13 protein-coding genes are annotated in these 19,818 nt (G+C 43.5%); 6 read left to right on the forward strand and 7 right to left on the reverse strand.

The annotated features are described in order from the left end of the window. Positions 1 to 157 precede the first annotated feature (157 nt). From L3V43_RS16470 to L3V43_RS16480, 3 genes are all read right to left on the reverse strand, one after another. Positions 158 to 610: an activity regulator of membrane protease YbbK gene (locus L3V43_RS16470; RefSeq protein ID WP_102058530.1), complete on the reverse strand. Its 453-nt coding sequence runs from the start codon at positions 608 to 610 to the stop codon at positions 158 to 160. Positions 611 to 615: 5 nt separating this feature from the next. Beyond that, on the reverse strand, positions 616 to 1,566 hold the full coding sequence (locus L3V43_RS16475) for an SPFH domain-containing protein (RefSeq protein ID WP_095726733.1): 951 nt from the start codon (positions 1,564 to 1,566) through the stop codon (positions 616 to 618). A gap of 147 nt (positions 1,567 to 1,713) precedes the next feature. Continuing rightward, positions 1,714 to 3,165 carry a collagenase gene (locus L3V43_RS16480; RefSeq protein ID WP_102058531.1) on the reverse strand — a complete coding sequence of 484 codons (1,452 nt, stop codon included), beginning with the start codon at positions 3,163 to 3,165 and terminating at the stop codon, positions 1,714 to 1,716. Positions 3,166 to 3,354: 189 nt separating this feature from the next. Here L3V43_RS16480 and L3V43_RS16485 point away from each other — a divergent pair, with 189 nt between their 5' ends. Beyond that, complete coding sequence (locus tag L3V43_RS16485) at positions 3,355 to 4,233, forward strand: hypothetical protein (RefSeq protein WP_237116994.1); 879 nt, start codon at positions 3,355 to 3,357, stop codon at positions 4,231 to 4,233. A 43-nt stretch (positions 4,234 to 4,276) separates the two neighbouring features. Here the strand turns inward: L3V43_RS16485 and L3V43_RS16490 are convergent, their stop codons facing one another. Together L3V43_RS16490 and nudB are read right to left on the reverse strand one after the other, a co-directional pair. After that, positions 4,277 to 5,398 (reverse strand): alanine racemase, encoded by a 1,122-nt coding sequence (locus L3V43_RS16490; RefSeq protein ID WP_102058533.1) that lies wholly within the window; start codon positions 5,396 to 5,398, stop codon positions 4,277 to 4,279. Positions 5,399 to 5,405: 7 nt separating this feature from the next. Continuing rightward, positions 5,406 to 5,846 (reverse strand): dihydroneopterin triphosphate diphosphatase, encoded by a 441-nt coding sequence (gene nudB, locus L3V43_RS16495; RefSeq protein ID WP_237116993.1) that lies wholly within the window; start codon positions 5,844 to 5,846, stop codon positions 5,406 to 5,408. 502 nt (positions 5,847 to 6,348) lie between these two features. On the opposite strand from nudB, the gene L3V43_RS16500 reads away from it, so the two are divergent. Continuing rightward, on the forward strand, positions 6,349 to 8,256 hold the full coding sequence (locus L3V43_RS16500; RefSeq protein ID WP_102058534.1) for a M6 family metalloprotease domain-containing protein: 1,908 nt from the start codon (positions 6,349 to 6,351) through the stop codon (positions 8,254 to 8,256). 202 nt (positions 8,257 to 8,458) lie between these two features. Beyond that, positions 8,459 to 9,757, forward strand: a complete 1,299-nt coding sequence (locus tag L3V43_RS16505) for a PAS domain-containing methyl-accepting chemotaxis protein (RefSeq protein WP_102058535.1) — start codon at positions 8,459 to 8,461, stop codon at positions 9,755 to 9,757. Between the two features lie 284 nt (positions 9,758 to 10,041). On the opposite strand, the gene L3V43_RS16510 is transcribed toward L3V43_RS16505, so the two are convergent. Then, positions 10,042 to 11,889: a choice-of-anchor I family protein gene (locus tag L3V43_RS16510; RefSeq protein ID WP_237116992.1), complete on the reverse strand. Its 1,848-nt coding sequence runs from the start codon at positions 11,887 to 11,889 to the stop codon at positions 10,042 to 10,044. A 318-nt stretch (positions 11,890 to 12,207) separates the two neighbouring features. Between L3V43_RS16510 and L3V43_RS16515 the strand changes: the two genes are divergently transcribed. After that, entirely contained in the window at positions 12,208 to 14,487 is a 2,280-nt protein-coding gene (locus L3V43_RS16515; RefSeq protein ID WP_237116991.1) for a CHRD domain-containing protein, read from the forward strand. A gap of 446 nt (positions 14,488 to 14,933) precedes the next feature. Continuing rightward, on the forward strand, positions 14,934 to 16,310 hold the full coding sequence (locus L3V43_RS16520) for a glycerophosphodiester phosphodiesterase family protein (protein ID WP_102058538.1): 1,377 nt from the start codon (positions 14,934 to 14,936) through the stop codon (positions 16,308 to 16,310). 54 nt (positions 16,311 to 16,364) lie between these two features. Here L3V43_RS16520 and L3V43_RS16525 read toward each other — a convergent pair whose 3' ends face one another. Further along, the gene (locus L3V43_RS16525; RefSeq protein WP_237116990.1) at positions 16,365 to 17,765 is read right to left on the reverse strand and encodes a hypothetical protein; all 1,401 of its coding nucleotides are present in this window, start codon (positions 17,763 to 17,765) and stop codon (positions 16,365 to 16,367) included. A 256-nt stretch (positions 17,766 to 18,021) separates the two neighbouring features. Between L3V43_RS16525 and L3V43_RS16530 the strand changes: the two genes are divergently transcribed. Next, positions 18,022 to 19,767: a methyl-accepting chemotaxis protein gene (locus L3V43_RS16530; RefSeq protein WP_237116989.1), complete on the forward strand. Its 1,746-nt coding sequence runs from the start codon at positions 18,022 to 18,024 to the stop codon at positions 19,765 to 19,767. Positions 19,768 to 19,818: the final 51 nt, after the last annotated feature.

Below are 19,818 nucleotides of genomic sequence, written 5' to 3' on the forward strand. Positions count from 1 at the left end.
ATTTGAGTGTAACTGTTGTGCAGGATAGAGTAAACCGAGAAGGTACTAGACGAAAAGAGAATAAGGTAAAAAGTTGTTTCTGAACACAGAGAGTTGTTGAAAATGCCTAACAACATTTGCTGCTAGGCACTTTGTTCGCAAGGCTATACCAATTTGCTTAATTTGGCTCTACCCAAAACGCTCCAACCTCTTTTTTAACCACTTTGACTTGTGTTCCTGCGGTGATGGGTTGTTTACTTTTTAGCTGCCATGCAATACCAGAATAAGTATGAAAAATACGACTATCTGGATTTAAGTCCTTTTCTAGCGTAAAGCTAAGCTCAGCAAAATCACTCGTTACTTCCTTGTCGTCAGTTACATCTTGCATACGTCTTAGTGGTTTCCATAAAAACACCGCCAGTAATGTCGTGACTAGCGCATTAAACCAAAGTGCAGTTAGCCAAGTTTGGTCAAGCATACCTGCGTACATTAAGCCGCCGCTTATCACCAACGATAGACCTAAAAAGAACAATACAAAGGTCGCAAAACCAAGCACAGCAACCTCAACAATTAGGCAAGCAATTCCTAGTACTACTAAGGTTTGTGCTAAGTGCTCAAGTAAAAAGGCCATAGGCGTTACCCTTGCTTTTTATTCAATGTGTTAATAATAGACATGCCTTGTGCGACAAGCGAGCTTGCATCAGTGCCACTTTCTGGCAGCAATACCACAGAAGATTCTTTGGCTATTGCTTCTTTTGCTGCAATGGCTTTTGTTGCCAAGTCAAGCTGTATGGCCTTTTGACCTTCTTCGGTATTTGCGGCTTCACCGACTTTACGCAGGGCTTCAGCTTGTGCGTCTGCAACGGCAATGATCGCCTTTGCCTCACCTTCGGCGCTTAAGATCTGCTCTGCTTTTTCGGCTTCAGCTGCAAGTACTTGTGCTTGTTTCTTACCTTCCGCGACATTGATTGCAGCTTGACGGTCACCCTCAGATTCTAATATTTGAGCACGTTTCACACGCTCAGCCTTCATTTGTGCTTCCATTGCTTCCATTACAGAGTTTGGTGGCACAATATCTTTAATCTCGTAGCGCAGTACTTGAATGCCCCACGGATCAGAAGCTGAGTTGATGGCGGCGACGATGTTGGTGTTAAGCAAATCTCGTTCTTCAAAGGTTTTATCCAACTCCATTTTGCCCAATTCACTACGCATGGTGGTTTGCGCGAGCTGAGTTACCGCGAAGATATAATCGTCAACACCGTAAGTCGCTTTATACGGATCTAAAACCCTAAAATAGAGTACACCATCGACAATCAATGAAATATTGTCTTTGGTTATGGCTGATTGAGACGGTACATCAACTGCTTGCTCTTTTAAGCTTCTATCGGCGGCTACACGATCGATAAATGGCAGAATAAAGTTAAGGCCGGCTTCTTTAGTGGATTGATACTTGCCGAAACGTTCAATAATCCACGCACGGTTCTGCGGGACAAATTTGATACTACCTTTTAGTACCACGATAACGAAAATCAATAAAAACGCTTGAATGGTAAAAAGGTAATCAAAAATAAGTGTGACTGGATCCATGTTAGCTCTCCTACTACATAAGAATTGTTCGCATCAAATGCATGTTCCCAATATAGATGAACCATTAGTGAATTACTATAAATAAATTCACTCAGAGGTATAGCGATGGCAATCATCCTCAAACGATAGCCATCGTTACTTACTCTATTAAAGTAGTTCTACTTTTATTTCTATCCATGCGGTAGCGCTATTTTCTGCTCCGCCCTTTGATGTCGGGGTGATTTTGAATCCTCCCCAGTGATCGGTATATGAATTTCCGATTGTTAGCTCCGAATCGGTTTGGTCGTCACCCCACCAGCCTGGTGTTTTTGACCCTGGGGTCATATCTAAGAGGTAAGAGGTCGTTTTCCAAAAGCGTGGGTCTTGCTCATTTTCGAAGTAGCCCTCTAAATTGATGAGTATGCCGTTTTTGGTATTTGGATATCGCGCATTTGTAGTTCTGTACTCTAACCAATACGTATATAAGCCGTTACCCGATTTTAGCTTTAATCCGATATATCCTTGATCATTGCGCCCGTGGTCAAATGCATAAATGCGATATGTTCCCGATGAGGTAATGAGTGGGACTTCTGATCCGCTTACCCAACCGAAATACTTTTTGTACAGTAAGTTATATTCTTCTAAAGAATGAGCGCCCATTCCCATCATGCTATATACGTTACCATAGTTTAAGCTTTCCTTTGCATAATCATGATCGCCAATTACTCTACCAGGGCCAGCTTCTAGCGCTTTAGCATGACGTAGCCCTAGTGCATGTCCTAACTCATGTGCCACCACGCCTGATTTGTGGTGATATAAACTGATTGAAGGAGGAGCAGCGCTGGAATTGAAGTTACCAACTTGAGGGGCAACCATCATTACCACATTACCAGTTCCAGGGTTTTCGGGGTCAACGCCGTTGGCTTTAACATGCTTCTTCCATTCAGCTGTCCAACCGTGAAAGTCATTGTCAAAGTCACTTTTGGGTCGAGCAATATTAATTATTGGCACCGATGTATCATATGTGAGGTTAAATTTACCGTAAGATTGGTCCGTGTAATATGCTGCAGCATCAGCTAAATCACGCTGCATTGAATTCCAGTTAAGTTGCGCATCGCTAAATTGAAATCTAAAAACCTTGATGTTGGCATAATTTAAAGGATAACCATCATTATTTCCAGGTGGTGGAGTAGAACCTAAGTTACGGCATGAGGTTGCACCTAAATCAACGACTAATGAGGCCCCTTGACTGGCCCCATCTAACGTAATGTAAGTCCAATATTGGTTTAAGTTCTTAAGCACGATACATTCGCTATTACCGTTTCTTTTTGAATTTGGATCGCTACCGTCCAGTTTTGGCCACCCCCCATTTTTTGAATATAAATTAAGATTTCCTGAGCCATGTCCAGTGGTAATTGCCAAACTATTTGCACCTGGAATACTTAAGTAAGTTCGAGCACCACTCGGAAGGCAAATAGGTTGCTTATTTTCAATTTCTCTTCCAGTAAATGGGGCTGAGGATTTACAGGTGTCAGTGAGTTGAGCTGCACTTGCCGGACCTGCCGTTAATAGTAATAGAAGCGCATAACAGCGCGCTCTTCTCAAATATATCTTTTTCACAGTTGTATCCTTATTAAATAAGCTTGCTAATTTACAAGCCTATTTAACATAGGATTAAAGTATACAATATTCAATATGATATTCTTGTGAATTTGCTAAAGGTATGGATTTTACAATCGTAAAATCCTCAACTAAATTTAGAGAGGGAGGTATTAGGTTCAGGAATCCTTTTGTTTACCAGGTAATTGAATGATGTATATGAATTTTCTGGGGTACCTATTTGTCGTTTTTTGCTTAGCAGTCACTGCTAATGTTGATGCAACAACGATTCAGATATTTTTGGATGATGAAGAAGACCTCGCTATTTTGACGCAAAAAGCTAAACCTGAAAATATTGCTGGCGCAACCAACAAAATACTATTTGAACAGTTAAACCTCTCAAACATTGAGTTTCTCGGCGCAAGTTATAAACGGACGTTACGCTCAATGCTAAAGCAAGATAAATCAGCTATTTGCACTCTTAACAAAGTAAAAACTACTTATCGCGAAAAAAACTTTCTATTCAGCTTGCCAGTAAATTTTTATATCAGTAGACGTCTATATCAACATGCTGATTCACCTCCGCTATCTAAAGAAGTGCTTGATGAAGAAGGTAATGTAGTCTCTCTTATGCAACTTTTTAACGTATACAGAAATAAGCTGATAGTAACTGCTGACGATCTGTCATATGGGCCTTTTTTAGATAAGCAATTAGCACAGGTGGATAGCGCTAATAAAGTGGTGAGAGGTGGAAGTAATCATTATGAAACTGTACATCGGATGTTCGAATTGAAACGTGTGGATTTTTTGCTTGGTTACCCTGTTGAAGTGATGCGATATGCCAAGAGCAACCAAGATAAATATGAGTCCTATCTAATCGCGGATTCACCTCGGTTTATTTTAGGTCATGTGATGTGTAATAAGACTCAAGTAAGCAGGCTGGTGTTAGAGAGAGTAAATCAGATACTACTCAGTAATTATGGTACCAAAGAGTTTTTATTGGCCCATATAAATTATTTACCCGTTCAGGAGCATCGATCTATTCAGGAAGTTATAGAGCGCTACATAGATCAACTCGGCTCAAACTAATCCACTAAGCATGCTCCTGATCCTGTGTCGGGCGGTACAGCTATCACCACCCCCCAAATCTTGGCCAAAACTCGATGTCATCATGACTTAACACATGATAGCCCGAGTGCTGAGCAGCTGTTGCACATGCATGATTTGGTAAAATACGTAGTAGGTCACCATGTTTCACGTCTGGTAAGGTGAAGCCGGGTTCACATTCAATAACGCCATGTTCTTGATTTGCTGAGGTTACTTTGAGCCCAGGCAGCAAATTACCCGCTTGGTCACAGACGAGGCCATAGCCGCAATCAAACGCTTGACTCGCGGTACCCCTGTCTCTTGAAAGCGCCATCCAACCTGCATCTATAAAGAGTTTATTTTCACTACGCTTGATACCAGTGACACGTGTTAGCACGCTTAGTGCAATATCTTCGATATCACATATGCCGATACCAGCCATAACAAGGTCGAAGAATGTGTAGACCCCAGCTCGCACTTCAGTGATCCCATCTAGGTTTTGCGTTGACAGCGCTGTTGGTGTAGAGCCAATACTCAGCACTGTTGTGGCTATTTGGGCTTCTTCTAACATCGAGGCGGCAGCCACAACCGCTGAGCGCTCTTTCTCTGCAAACTGTATTAGCTGCTCTAGGGTGTTACAGGCGTATGAGCCGCCTGCATGTGTAAGCAAGCCCTGATATAAACCACCGCTTTCCAGTATGGTTGCGATTGTCACGATCTCTTTGTTTTTAGGACTAAGTCCTGCCCGATGTCCGTCACAGTCGATTTCTATCAGACAACTAATTTTACAGCCATTTTCCGCGCAAAATTGAGAGACAAACATAGCTTGTTCCATGCTGTCTAGTAGTATGGTTAAATTGACACCTTGATTGATAAGGACAAGAACGCGTTGTAACTTATCCTCTGTTATCCCCACCGCATAAGTGATATTGGTGTAACCTTCCGCTGCAAACGTTTCTGCTTCTTTTAGGGTGGAAACCGTACATCCCGCTTGCTTGTCGGCCAAAATATAGTTTGCGGCTGCAGTAGATTTTACCGTTTTCAAATGTGGGCGAAGAGCCACATTAAAAGCATCAAGATGCTTTTCCATGCGCGAAAGGTTATGTAAAAAAGCAATTTTATCAACAACTAAACATGGTGTTTGTAAAGATCCTAATGATGTAAACATAGCTCAATCATACTCCTATAAGTTCTATTGCCTGTCGATTGCTTGGGGACCAGACGCGTTCACAAGCGTGTGTTTTGTTTAGCCAGATAAAGTCCGTGTGTTCATCTTCAGCAAGTACCACGTTGATCCCTGACGGTACTTGGACACTAAAAACATGCTCAGTGTTCATGGTAACACCCGGCTCATAGCGATGGCGCCACTGTGGTCTTATCGTGTATTGATTCGTTTTATTATGCGAGTGGATGGTGATCCCAAGCGCCGCGGCGTCAATGCTGGTTTCTTCTTTTAACTCTCTATAAGCGGTAGCCATTGGAGTTTCACCGGGATCAACTCCCCCAGTTACCGATTGCCAAAAGTGTTTGTCGTCTGCCCTTTGTAATAGCAAAAACTCATTATGCTCGTTGTATATTACGACTAACACCGAAATGGGTTTACGTAGTGCCGACATGGTTTACATCAAATCAGGAACATGTACTTTGAGTTTAACTAGTTGAATCGCACTCGGCAATTGGTCCAAAGCGAATTTTGGACAAAAAAAAAGCAGGCCATACTGGCCTGCATAAAAACTCCAATAGCAACAAGCTGTGCCAAGGAAATCCCAATAATGCCAACATCCTAGTCGGCAAGCTCTACTTCTCGGGAGTTCAATTGTGACTTTAGGCACGCCTAGTTACGCAGGTAAAAAGGTGCAGCCCCAAAGGAACGAGACCAATGCTAATGTAATGTTTAGTACTTGTAAACTATAAATTGAAAAAAATAGTTTAAATGGGTTTTTTTTGCTCACTTTGAAATGTAAAAGCTTCTAAAATGATGAAATTGTAATCGTTGTAACTATTTGTTATTTATCTAATTGATAAATTTTGTACCTTTAATGGGCTGGTGGTTGTTGCAATTTTGTATCCTTTCTGTATGTTAACGAGTTGTACAACATGTAACCTAGGAAAGGAAAAATGAAATTAACATCAGCAATTATCGCAACGTCATTATTGGCAACCAGTGTCGCAGTAAACGCGGCTATACCTTATAAAAATGAACAGTACCAATTTACCCAACCAAGTGGTGAGGTGATCACACTTATCCTTAATGGTAATACGTACTTTGCTCAGCAGCGTACACTTGACGGCGAGCTTGTAGTGTATGACGCCTCGCTTAAAGGCATGGCTTACGCTCAGGTTTCGGCCGATGGTGAGCGACTTATATCAACAGGTAAGTTAGTTACTGAACAAGAAAAACTGGGAATAAAAAGTCGCTCAGTTTCAACTGAGCGGCAAGGATTATCATCCGCTGCTATTGCAAAAAAAGTAAAAGCGGCACAACAAGTAATGTTGGGTCAAAACCAAACACCTGTCGACTTGGTACATACGCATCAGTTTGAACGCAATAACAATGAAACGGCGTTGAATGCTGAGATCAGTGGTCAAGTAAAAGGGTTAACCATCATCATTGATTTCCCTGATGAGCGCGGCACTATCACAAAAGCGCAAGTTGAGCGTTTTTTAAATGACCAAAATTACAATGAATTTGGTAACGCGCAGTCAGTAAGAGGGTATTTTTCGTCGGTCTCTGGAGGCAAGCTCGATTATACCAATACGGTAACGGCTTATTACACCGCAAAGAAAAACAAAGCGTATTACGCGGATAGCGCATTAAGCTCAACAGTACGCTCGCAAGAACTCATAAAAGAAGCGCTAAATTGGCTTGAATTTCAACAGGGATTTGATTTTAGTTCGCTGACTACAAATGGTAGCGGGCAGATCCGTGGGTTAAATATTTTTTATGCTGGCAACTCTGATAGTGCATGGTCTAAAGGCTTATGGCCACATATGGCAAGGCTCAGTCCACGTTTTTGTGCTGATGGCGTGTGTACCGATCGCTATCAAATCACTGATATGGGAAATAGCCTTGCAATTGGCACCTTTGTCCATGAATCTGGTCACTTGATCACAAATTGGCCCGATCTTTATGATTATGATGGCAGCTCAGAGGGCTCTGTCGCAAGTTTTGGTGTTATGGGGTTTGGCGCGATTGGCGCTTCCAACCGTTTTAAGCCGACGCCACCTGTTGCACACTTTAGAGCCATAGCTGGTTGGGATACGGTAACTGAACTTAACCCAGCCGTAAATGCCAATGCCCCAACAGGAAGGCTCAGCCATATTTCAGGCGCTAATAGCTCATATAAATGGACCAACCCAAGTAACGCGAATGAAGCTTTTTACATTGAGGCTATTCATCAATCGGGACAAAACTCAGAGCAACTCGATTCAGGTTTGGCTATTTGGCACGTTGATTCCGCGGGCAATAACTCGAATGAATGGTATCCGTATATCCAAATGGAGCATGGTGATGCCAAGCGAGATCCTGAAAATGGCCGAAACCGTGGGGATAATGGCGATTTATTTGATGTGGCCGGAGAGTTTAGTGCCACACTGCCGAATGCGTTGAGTAGCAAAGGGACGAATGCGCTATGGTGGAATGGAAGCGACTCGGGCTTGTCCATCAGCAATATTTCTGATCCCGCTGCAGAGATCCAATTTACCGTAAGCGGTAGTACAACCCCACCACCAGCGGGAGATGTTTACACTGGATACTTAACGGACAAGCAACAAGCCATACAACCTGACGGCAGTTGGTTTCAGTACAGCGGTGGCACAATCGCACTTACGTTAGAGGGACCGGCGAACGCAGACTTCGATTTGAAACTCGAAGCTTGGCAAGGTGGTGCATGGCAACAAGTTGCCATTTCGGAGACGCCGACCTCACAAGAGTCAATTAACTATACGGCAAATTCAGGTTACTACCGCATCTTGGTTTATTCATACAGCGGTGCGGGTGATTACCGTCTGACGGTACAGAAGTAGTTAACCAAAGCGCTGCACTGGTTAGTCAATACAATTGATATAATGCCAAGTCGCGTTGCTTGTGTGGTAAGCGCGCGGCTTGTTTTTACTTTGGTGGATACTCTAGTGCACCAAATTCCACTTTCTTATCTATAATTCATACTTTATTACCAAAATTATGATAATAATGCGGTCATGCATATTGTTTGTTATGGAATAGCTTATGAATTTTTTTCGAAAGCCAAATCAAGAAGTTGAAAATTTGACCGCTGAACTCAAGCGTGCTCGGGCATTACTTTCTGCGATTGATGAAGCGGTCGCAAAGATTGAATTTACACCCGATGGTCAAATAGCAGCAGTCAACCAACATTTTCTTGCTGTCGTGGGTTACACTGAGACTGAAGTGATAGGGCGGCACCATCGTATTTTTTGCCATAAAGACTATGTAAGTTCTTCGGAATATCGCAGTTTTTGGGCAAGCCTTCAACATGGCCAGGCTCAGTATGGTAATTTTGAACGCTTTACCAAAAAAGGTGATGTAGTTTGGCTTGATGCTACCTATTTCCCAGTTGAAGAGAATGGCAAAGTCACCCGTATTGTTAAAATTGCGAATGACATCACAGCAGAAAAACTCACCATCAAAGCACAAGAAGCGATAGCTAAAGCGCTAAACAAATCCATGGCAACCATAGAGTTTACACCCGAGGGCGTTATTTTAGATGCGAATCCAAATTTCACGGCAACAGTGGGTTATAAACTCAGTGAGATTAAAGGTCAGCATCATCGAATGTTCTGTGACGACAGCTTTTATAAAGAGCAGCCAAATTTTTGGCAAGAGCTAGCAAAAGGACAGCATAAAAGTGGTCGCTTTCATCGCTTAGGTAAACATGGCGAAGATATTTGGATTGAAGCAACGTACAACCCTATTTTTGATGAACACGGCAAAGTCATTAAAGTGATAAAGTTTGCGACGAATATCACGGCGCGGGTGCAAAAAGCGCATCGAGTCGCACAAGCTGCCGAAGTTGCGCAGGTGACATCTGAGCAAACCGAGCAAATAGCGGCCCGTGCGAGTTTGCTGCTGCAAGAGTCTGTCAGTACCTCTGGACTTATTTCTAATCAAGTGCGAAGTGCAATGGCCGCAATAGCACAGCTTAATGAACAGTCAAAAGGGATTTCGGCAATTGTGTCCACCATCAGCGCGATTGCGGAGCAAACCAATTTGTTAGCTCTCAATGCAGCGATAGAAGCTGCCAGAGCGGGCGAGCAGGGAAGAGGGTTTGCGGTGGTAGCCGATGAAGTAAGAAGTTTAGCCGCACGTACTTCGCAGTCGACCAACGAAATCAATGATGTGGTAAATCAGAACGAAGTGCTAACTAAAGAAGCCACCGCACTGATGAATACGGTGTCCGAAAGCACCGAGCTCGGTCTTGCACAAATCGATGAAGTGAATAAAGTAATGAATGAAATAAAGCAAGGTGCAGAAAACCTCACAAATACGGTTAAAGGATTGTCAGAATAACCTAAAGATCGCCGCGTAAAGCGGCTCCCACCAAGGGTTTAAGTATGTTGTAGGAGCGAGTTCATCCCGCGAGCTTTTCATCAAAATCGGCGCGTAAAGCGGCTCCCACCAAAGACTTGAGTATTTGGTAGGAGCGGGTTCACCCCGCGAGCTTTTCATCAAAATCGGCGCGTAAAGTGGCTCACACCAAAGGCTGAATATGTTGTGGGAGCGGGTTCACCCCGCGATCTTTTCATCAAGATCGGCGCATAGAGCGTCTCCCACAGCGACATAATGTGAATGCTTTATTTTTCAGAGATTTGCCATACCGCAACTGAGCCGGAAATTTCATTACCGATCACCAATAAGGCTTCGCCAGTTGCACTTTTTTCGGCAGGAATAAATGCCATGCCCTCAGGGGCTAAGTCGCCACTGATTTCGGCATCTTCAACTAATCCGCGGTTGTAAAAATAATCTTCAAACTTAACATCGTAAGGGTTGGTGATATCGTAAACCATGATACTACCCATACGCTCTAAGCCAACGAATGCAAAAGTGCGTTCACCAATTTGACCTAGCGCTAGTGCTTCCGGCTCTGGGCCTTTTGCATCGGAGCGCGTATCGCCTTCATTGGTGTCTTCATCATTGTTAAATTGTGCGCCATGCACGGAGGCTGTGATCCGCTCGATTTGATCGCCAGAGTCGAACACCACAAGGCCGTTGCTATCCCAAATGGTGAATGAACGTGCACCATAGGTGTACAGCGCTTCATATTGGCCGTCATTATTTTCATCGCCTTTCACCGTTGTGACTTTAAGGCGACCAATGTCGTCATCGTCATTATTAAGATAAGCAAAGTTGCTTGCTAGGGTGAGATCTTCGGCACGGCTCTCATCAATGTACGCTAAACAGCCATCGTCTTTATCGTAATCTAGACCACCTTTCGCGGTACAGTCGGCTTCATCCGCAGCATCAAAAAAGTACTCTCTACCATCACCTTCATTGGCAGAGACAATAAAGTTAGCGCCTTTCCACGTGTAGCTGGAGATAGTGTCTGGCTGATACATGCCATAAAGACCGGGATACTTTTTAAAGTTGATCTTTTTATCTTTATCCGAGGCATCCATGGTGTAATTAGACCAGTCTTTGAATCCTAAACCGACTAAATTAAGGCTATTGTCACTGAGATCTACGATAGCGAGTGCGTTGTTTTCTTGGATTGAAACATAAGCGAAGCGGTTGTCTTTAGAGATGGTGGCATATTCCGGTTCTAAATCCATCGCAACTGTCGTATTAATAAGTTTGCCATTGATAGTGCGACCAGTTGGATTGGCGAAGACAACGCCTTGTGCTTCTAGCTCAGCTTGCTTGGTGTTAAATGCGCTAAAGTTTAATTGTGTTGCTGTATTTGCAACTACGCCATTTGTAAGGTTGATAATGCTGATGCTACCTTCAGGATCAACGCTGTAGTCACCTGCGGGTTCCCCTTCATTTGCGACCACGACCTTGCTGCCATCATGAGTAAAGGTAACCATATCAGGTAGTGCACCCGCCGTTACATTTTTAACAAAGGCCGGAGTTGCACCTGAGATATCATAAAAAGCGATTTGTCCTGCGTCACCCGTAGTCTTGGCAGCCATTGCAACTGCCAATAGTTGGTTGTTTTCGTCAACTGCAATACTGTTTGCGTCGCCGGGTGTATTGTCGTTTAAGTTGATAGTCATGGCTGATGTTAAATTTGTAGCGGTAATAACACCTTCATTATTTTTGACCAGAGTGGCCGTATCAAAGCTGGTTGCTGGAATAACTTCAACCACAGCGGCACTGCCTGAACTATTAATGGCATATATCCATTTTTTGGATGCTTGGTAAGCGACAATTTCTGCGGCGCCTTCAGGGCTTTCTGCATTAAGCACTGCGCGTCCCACAAGACTTATTTCAAGCACGCTATTGGCGTTAGTGCCATTGGTTCCGTCTTGTCCGTTTGCTCCATCTTGGCCGTCGGAGCCATTTGTACCATTTTGACCATCGTTACCATCTTGTCCGGCAACGCCTTGTTGCCCTTGCGAGCCTGTGGCGCCATCGTCACCATCAAGTGAACAACCTGTGAGAAGAGAAAGCAAAGAGAGCGCGATAAGTGAGTGCTTAAACATAAAATATCCTGATTATTATTGTTAAAGCAGCTACTTAATCACAAAAATATGACTCTTATATGGCAATGAGGTTTCACAATTATTGTGAGAAATTCATTGATATCACTGAGCTGAATGTAATGCCATTCAAGCGTTAGTATCATCGGTATCAATGGATGAACAGGCAAAAGTTGCTATTGCAGTTGATGCAATTAGGTACAGACAAAAAATATACAATAATTTTGCAAATTTGATGAACTTTTATTCAAACCTGTTCGTAAGGGTTAGCTATGGGTGACAAAAGTCATTCTTTTTAACCGAGTCTACAGGATGAGTATAATGAAAAAGTTTATAGTAAGTGCCAGCTTCATGCTTCTTATGGCATGCAGCGATAATGACGATAACGATACTGTTACACCTCCGCCACCGCCGCCAGCCCAAGAGTTTTCAGCGACTAAGACCTTTGAATTGATGTTATCAGGAAAGCAAGAAGTGCCGATGAATACGTCAATGCAAACCGCTTCCGCAACAGTTGAGCTTGATGAAAATCTGATGCAACTCAGAGCAACACTCGACTACAGCAACGTCGAAGGTTTTAGTGCTGCACATATTCACGATGGTGATTTGGGGGCGAATGGCGATGTGGCATTCGCCTTTGAAGCATCAGATGACAATAAAGTGAGTATTCCGATCACAGATCTGTCTGAGGATCTAATTGAGGATATGTTGGATGGTGATTGGTATATTAATCTACACACCGAAGCCTTTCCAAACGGCGAGTTACGCGCTCAGATTGTGCCTGACACGGTAAGCGTGATCACGTTTAAATTAGATGGCTCACAACAGGTGCCAATGAATGAAAGTAGTGCCATGGGGTATGGTTATGCGTCATACGACAGCACCGATGGCGAGCTTTACCTTCGCGCGGTGACTATGGGCGTTGATGATGCCACAGCTGCACATATTCACACGGGCCGCATTGGTATGAACGGCGATGTACTTGTGGTGTTAGAGCAGGACGACGAAGTAATGACAGACTGGGTAACGCCAGATGACACGATGATCGACGAAGCGACGTTGAATGTTTTGCTCTCGGGTGGACACTACGTCAATGTTCATACGCCAGAGCTGCCAAATGGTGAGATCCGCGGCCAAATCCTGACGGACAATTACGCAGTTGCGACATTTGACTTATCCGGCAAACAGGAAGTGCCAGCAGTAACAACAATGGCATCCGGTGATGGCTATGCTCTTGTTAACACTGATAACTATGAAGTAGAACTCAGAGTTGTCACTAGCGGTGTTGAGGATGCAACGGCGGCACATATTCATACCGGCCGGATCGGCATGAATGGTGATGTTTTAGTAGGCCTTGAGCAAAGCACCGATGATATGAATGTATGGATGACGCCAGACAACACTATGATAAATGCTGAGATTTTTGCGGTGCTCGCATCGGGTGGTCACTATGTTAATGTCCATACTCCTAGCAATCCCAGTGGTGAGCTACGTGGCCAAATTCTTACCAGCAATTATGCGCTCGCTACATTTGCGCTATCAGGACAGCAAGAGGTTCCTGCGGTATCGACCATGGCGTCAGGGGACGGCTACGCACTGGTTAACACAAACGATTATGAAGTTGAACTTCGTGTAGTGACAATGGGTGTTGAAGATGCAACGGCGGCACATATTCATACCGGCCGGATCGGCATGAATGGTGATGTTTTAGTGGGCCTTGAGCAAAGCACCGATGATATGAATGTATGGATGACGCCAGACAACACTATGATCAATGCTGAGATTTTTGCGGTGCTCGCATCAGGTGGTCACTATGTTAATGTCCATACCCCTAGCAATCCCAGTGGTGAGCTACGTGGCCAAATTCTTACCAGCAATTATGCGCTCGCTACATTTGCGCTTTCAGGTCAGCAAGAGGTTCCTGCAGTATCGACCATGGCGTCAGGGGACGGCTATGCATTGGTTAACACAAACGATTATGAAGTTGAACTTCGTGTAGTGACAATGGGTGTTGAGGATGCAACGGCGGCACATATTCATACCGGCCGGATCGGCATGAATGGTGATGTTTTAGTTGGCCTTGAGCAAAGCACCGATGATATGAATGTATGGATGACGCCAGACAACACCATGATCAATGCCGAGATTTTTGCAGTGCTCGCATCGGGTGGTCACTATGTTAATGTGCATACACCAGCAAATGCGAGTGGTGAGCTACGTGGCCAGATCCTCACTGACAACTACACTTTGGTAGCGTTTCCATTGAGTGGCGAGCAAGAAGTCCCAGTCGTTACAACCACAGCCACAGGTAGTGGATATGCTTTGGTAAATCGAAACGGCTTCGACCTTGAATTACAAGTCCTCACCTCAGGTGTTGCCGATGCAACGGCTGCGCATATACATACTGGTATTGCTGGTGAAAACGGCCCTGTTTTACTAACGTTAATGCAAGATAGTAGTGATGCCAATCGCTGGATGGCTCCGGCCAATGCAGCATTGACAGCGGAAATATTTGCGATTCTGGCTGGCGGTGGTCACTACGTGAATGTGCATACACCAGCAAATCCAAGTGGTGAGTTAAGAGGCCAAATAGTTAATTAACCTGAGGTTTGGATAAGGAATGTTCCAACTCATTGTTTCTAAAGAACAGCTTAGTTTTTTCCTTCTCTAGCCAGAGAGTTTTAGGGAAAACACCGCTTCCGCGTCCTGCTCTCGCTAAGGTACCTACATCCTGTAGGCAAGGCGAATTTACGCACCAATAGCTGGCTATTGGAAGTGAATTCAACGCAGTTAGCGCTAAAACTGGCTGCTAGAAAGGCATTAATTATCCGCAGCTCAGGTTAATTAATGGCTTAGATAATTATCTCGCATCTAAGAGTCTGTTAACTGCAGGCTCTTTTTCTTTATATTCAAATTACACAACCATTATCCAGTCAAGGGAGTTATATTTAGTTAAAAATATGTAACTAAAAAATCATGATTTGTTCCCGTAATCGTAATACAAAGCGTCTAGCGTAAGCCTTCTTTAAAATAATAATGGTATTACAATGAATAAGATAAGCGTTTGTTCTGCGATCGTAGCTGCATTATTACTGAGTGCATGTGATGATGATTCTGTGGAGGTTGTGCAGGTTGAAAAGCCGGTGATCACAACGGAGACTGAAATAAAAGTCGTTGAAGTTCCGGTAATTGTGGAAGTGCCAGCAGGTAGCGCAAGTGCCATGCAAGTGGGCACACGGCCTGATTTCTTGATTCAAGATATGGAAGACAGTGCACTCAAAACTAAGCTTGAGCAGTGTGCTAACGGACCTTTTTATAAAACAGACTTTTCAATTGGGCACCGTGGTGCGCCAATGCAGTTTCCTGAACACACCAAAGAATCTTATATTGCGGCAGCTAAAATGGGGGCTGGGATTTTAGAGTGTGACGTTGCTTTTACCAAAGACAAAGAGCTGGTTTGTCGCCATTCACAATGTGATTTACACACTACAACAAATATTTTAGCAACGGATTTAGGCCAAAAATGTACAACACCATTTGTACCAGGCGATCCTGAAAATGGAATTGCAGCCCAAGCTATGTGTTGTACCAGCGACATTACTTTGGCTGAGTTTAAGACATTAAAAGGTAAAATGGATGCCGCGAACTCAATGGCTACAACTGTAGCGGAATATATGGATGGCACGGCAAATTGGCGCACCGATTTATATTCGAGCCGTGGCACTTTAATGACCCATGCCCAGAGTATTGAGTTATTTAAAAGTTTAGGCGTGAAAATGACGCCAGAGCTGAAGACTCCGTCTGTCGCCATGCCTTTTGACGGTTTTACACAAGAAGCCTACGCACAAAAAATGATTGACGAATATAAAGCCGCAAATGTAGATCCAAAAAATGTCTGGGCGCAGTCATTTAATCGTGACGATGTCGTCTATTGGATAAAAGAAAATCCAGAGTTTGGTGCACAGGCAGTGTATTTGGACGACAGATACGAAGCGCAAGCAGTAGACAATGAAACCATGGTATCAGCAGAGCAAATCGTGCATAACCCAGAGCTACTTTCACCAACGATGGAAGAGCTTGCAGCGGATGGTGTTAACATTATCGCACCGCCACTTTGGATGTTATTAACCGAAGAAGGGGGGAAAATCGTTCCCTCACCATATGCCAAAGCTGCAAAAGCAGCAGGGCTTGGGATCATCACTTGGACACTAGAGCGCTCTGGTCACTTAGCCAGCGGTGGTGGTTGGTATTATCAAAGCATCAACGGCAGTCTGTCAGGTGAGGCGATGATAGATAACGATGGTGATACCTTTAAAGTACTAGATGTATTGGCCAAAGAGGTTGGCGTAATCGGCGTATTCTCTGATTGGCCAGCAACGACCACTTACTACGCAAGCTGCATGGGCATGCCTGCCAGTATTTAATATTATGTAAAAAAGGAGGGGAGCACTTCCTCCTTTAATCTATTTTTTGATAAATTATGGAAAGGTTGGTAAAAAGTCAAAAAGATACTGATAAGTAGGCGCTAGAGATTTGGTATTGGTTGTAACGCTATCAAGAGCGGTATTAAATGCTTCTAGTTGGTGTAAAACGAGCTTTTGTTGGGCGAGTAATTGTGTTTCTAGCGCCTTTAGTCTTAACTGAGATGCTAATATGTCTTGTTCATCAGTATAGCTGTTGAGATTGTCTAATTCTTCTGTGTACGCATTTTGAATTTTGTTCAAGTAATCAACGTATTTCTCGTTGATAGCTTCAATCCATTTCTTGCTTGCAGCTGTCTTTTCGTCTTTGAGCGTTAAAAGTAAAGCTTTCAGATGTGGTCGTTCTTCAGCTTTAGCATAAAATGCTTGGACTAAATTGCTTCCTAAAGTGGCGAGTTTTGTGTCAAATTGTAGCGCCAATGTCTTTTCTGGTTGAGTCGATTTGGATTCGGAAAAGCTTTGGAACTTAAACTGCTCAGGTGTTTTTCCCTGTAAAATCTCTTCTACATGGCGACTTTTATAGAGCGACTTAGTCATTAAATCTAAGCCAGGATTCTCTACTCTCTCGATGGCTGATTCAGCAGCTTCCAAACCCGTTAAAATATTGCAAGCACCATGATAGTGTATGGCATCAGCGATAGCTGCTTGCAGCGTATATTGTGTTGTATTTTCACTTCGCCTAGCGTTCAACTTTGTTCGTAACTCATTTCGTCTAGCTGTTATCCCCTTAGTGATCACTTGAGCTGCCTGACTTGCCAGATAAGCTTGGTTAAACTCAGCCCTAACACCACTCGTTATTCCTGCTAGGCCAGAAAGAATGCGGTTGCCTACTTGGTTCGTAAAAAGCGCCCCAGCACCGCCTAACACTGTTGTTAAGGTACCTAGCATAAAATTATTGCGTGACTCAGTGCGTTTTAAGTACATCCTATAGACATTACATCTTTGTTCAGATGCCGCGATGATCCGATCTTGTAGTTCATTTCTTATTTGTTGCTGAGTGTGTTGGTCATTTTTACTGTATAGGTCAAAAGCGTAGTCTAGTCGAGCCCTAGCTAGAATACAGGGTTTGCTCCCGGGGTCACTGTTTTGCTCACAATGCAAATTTTTATCAGTTAATATGGGTTTATAGTTGACAGCTTTCTCTACTTTTCTACCTCTTTGATGTTCCGCCGTCTCTACAGTGTATCCATAGAGATAAAATCCATTATCATGTTCCCATTTTTGTAATTTTTTGTCGTCCGCGATTTGTCTAGCTAAATCGATCGTAACAAACTCCGCATGCGGAAAAAGTTGGGAAGCTCCAGCCATATTGATGCGGCTATCTCCAATATACGAATATTCGGGGTTGCCACTACAACCAACAAGCAGTACAGAGAGCGCAACAATGGTATATTTCATAGCATATTCCTTATAATTATCATTTGATATACGATCCTTAGACTGCAGGATTAAAGAGGTAAGCTTAATTTGTGCTTTTGTAACTATAGTGAATTAAATGTAATTTTAAAGTTTTGAATGAGTGTTGGTTGCCTTTAAAGGATGCCGTGTTTTGCTGAGCACTTTCTCAGCTTTGATCTGTTCCCAATTTCAAACTAGAAGAATCTCACCCTCTGCACTAGTCTTTATTGTGAACGCTTTAATAAAGGCTAGAATCATGAAGTTAAACTCTATCCGTATCCTCATGACCACTATATTCGGTGGCATTATTGTTTTTGTCGTCATCGTTACCTTATTGGTTGTTAACATGTACAACGCCTTGCTTGATTTTGAGCAAATGGCGGACAACCGATATAAAGCTTATCAACTGGCCGACGAATTAAGACAAAGCTCCGACGATTTAACGCGATTGGGCAGAACTTATGCGGTAACTGGGAACGATAAATACGAAAAGATGTATATGGATGTATTAGCGATCCGTAATGGTGAAAAGCCAAGGCCTGAAGGTTACCATAAAATTTATTGGGATTTGGTGCTTAACTATGGTGAGAAACCAAAACCAGACGGTCAGCGAGAAGTATTACTCGATGCCATGAAAGCGGCGGGCTTTAGCCAAAAAGAGCTCAACTACTTAAGTGAGGCACAAGCCAATTCCGATGGCCTTGTTGCATTAGAAGTCGAAGCCATGAACGCCGTAAAAGGTAAGTTTAAAGATAGTGCCGGTAATTACACCATTCAAGGCGAGCCCAATTTGAACAAAGCGGTTAAGCTTACCCACAGTGATGATTATCATCGCTATAAAGCCAACATCATGAAGCCAGTTGAATCGTTTTTTACTGAACTTGAAAGCCGCACCAAACAAAATGTTGTGCAAGCTCACAGTGCTGTAGAGTCTTATGTTTTGTGGGCTATGGTGATGTTAGTGATAACCGTATGCTTCAGTTTATTTGGCGTGTACTTAGTTCGTCGTCGTATCGTGAAACCGATAGAGTTACTTGGTAGGACTTTTGAAGAGATAGGCAGTTCAAACGATCTTAGAAAAACGGTAGACGAAAGCGGTGCAACTGAGATTAAAGCGGTGGCCAATATTGTAAATCGTATGCTCAGTAGCTTTAAAAATACAGTCACGAATATCGGCTCAGCAGGTGGCGCGATGTCGCAATCTTCCAAAGAAGTAGCGCACTTTATTCGCAGTAACAAAGAGATAAGCGAAGAACAAAATGCCCGTCTCGAAACCATCGCCACGGCTGCGGAAGAAATGACCGCAACACTCAATGAGGTCACGTCCAGCACAGTGAGTACCGCAGATTATGCCAATCAGGTTGAACTTGAAGCACAGCGGGGGATGGAAGTGATGTCGCAAACCAGTCAGCAATTTAGTGATTTGTCAGTGCGCTTTGACGAAACTGCGAATATTATCTCTGAGTTGACTGAGCAAAGTGACCAAGTGTCAAATGTAGTGAGCGTTATCCAAGCTATTGCAGAACAAACTAACCTGCTTGCATTAAATGCAGCCATCGAAGCGGCGAGGGCGGGAGAGCAAGGCCGTGGTTTTGCTGTTGTTGCAGATGAGGTACGGACCCTTGCACAAAGAACCCAAAAATCCACCGAAGAAATTCGCGATATTATCAACCAGCTACAAACCAAAGCGGGGAGTGCGAATACCGCCATTCAGCAAAGCCAGCACCAAGTGCAAACGACGGAAGAGCAGGTGATGGTATCTTCCGAAGTGCTCGATAGTATCTTTGAAGCGGTGAGCAAAATCAAAGACTTGACTCAAGGTGTTGCCACCGCCTCACAGGAACAGTTATCGGTGACAGAAGACATTAACACTAATATCAATGGTTTGAGTGATATTTCTAAAGAAGCGATTAAGCGGATGAATGAGTTTATGGCCATTGTTGAGCAGTTAGAGCAAACCAGCCATCGCCTCAACGACAATGCGAGGGAGTTTACTGTTTAGCTTGTAGCAAGCGCTTTACGCGGTGGTCTCTTCTTTACTGATCGCCGCATA

This window comes from Pseudoalteromonas sp. L23, assembly GCF_021728455.1.
GTDB lineage: Bacteria > Pseudomonadota > Gammaproteobacteria > Enterobacterales > Alteromonadaceae > Pseudoalteromonas.

Coding starts and splice junctions, on each gene's coding strand:
- L3V43_RS16485 (WP_237116994.1), top strand. CDS start 3,355: ATGATGTATATGAATTTTCTGGGGTACCTATTTGTCGTTTTTTGCTTA.
- L3V43_RS16515 (WP_237116991.1), top strand. CDS start 12,208: ATGAAAAAGTTTATAGTAAGTGCCAGCTTCATGCTTCTTATGGCATGC.
- L3V43_RS16470 (WP_102058530.1), bottom strand. CDS start 610: ATGGCCTTTTTACTTGAGCACTTAGCACAAACCTTAGTAGTACTAGGA.
- L3V43_RS16525 (WP_237116990.1), bottom strand. CDS start 17,765: ATGAAATATACCATTGTTGCGCTCTCTGTACTGCTTGTTGGTTGTAGT.
- L3V43_RS16510 (WP_237116992.1), bottom strand. CDS start 11,889: ATGTTTAAGCACTCACTTATCGCGCTCTCTTTGCTTTCTCTTCTCACA.
- L3V43_RS16475 (WP_095726733.1), bottom strand. CDS start 1,566: ATGGATCCAGTCACACTTATTTTTGATTACCTTTTTACCATTCAAGCG.
- L3V43_RS16530 (WP_237116989.1), top strand. CDS start 18,022: ATGAAGTTAAACTCTATCCGTATCCTCATGACCACTATATTCGGTGGC.
- nudB (WP_237116993.1), bottom strand. CDS start 5,846: ATGTCGGCACTACGTAAACCCATTTCGGTGTTAGTCGTAATATACAAC.
- L3V43_RS16520 (WP_102058538.1), top strand. CDS start 14,934: ATGAATAAGATAAGCGTTTGTTCTGCGATCGTAGCTGCATTATTACTG.
- L3V43_RS16500 (WP_102058534.1), top strand. CDS start 6,349: ATGAAATTAACATCAGCAATTATCGCAACGTCATTATTGGCAACCAGT.
- L3V43_RS16490 (WP_102058533.1), bottom strand. CDS start 5,398: ATGTTTACATCATTAGGATCTTTACAAACACCATGTTTAGTTGTTGAT.
- L3V43_RS16505 (WP_102058535.1), top strand. CDS start 8,459: ATGAATTTTTTTCGAAAGCCAAATCAAGAAGTTGAAAATTTGACCGCT.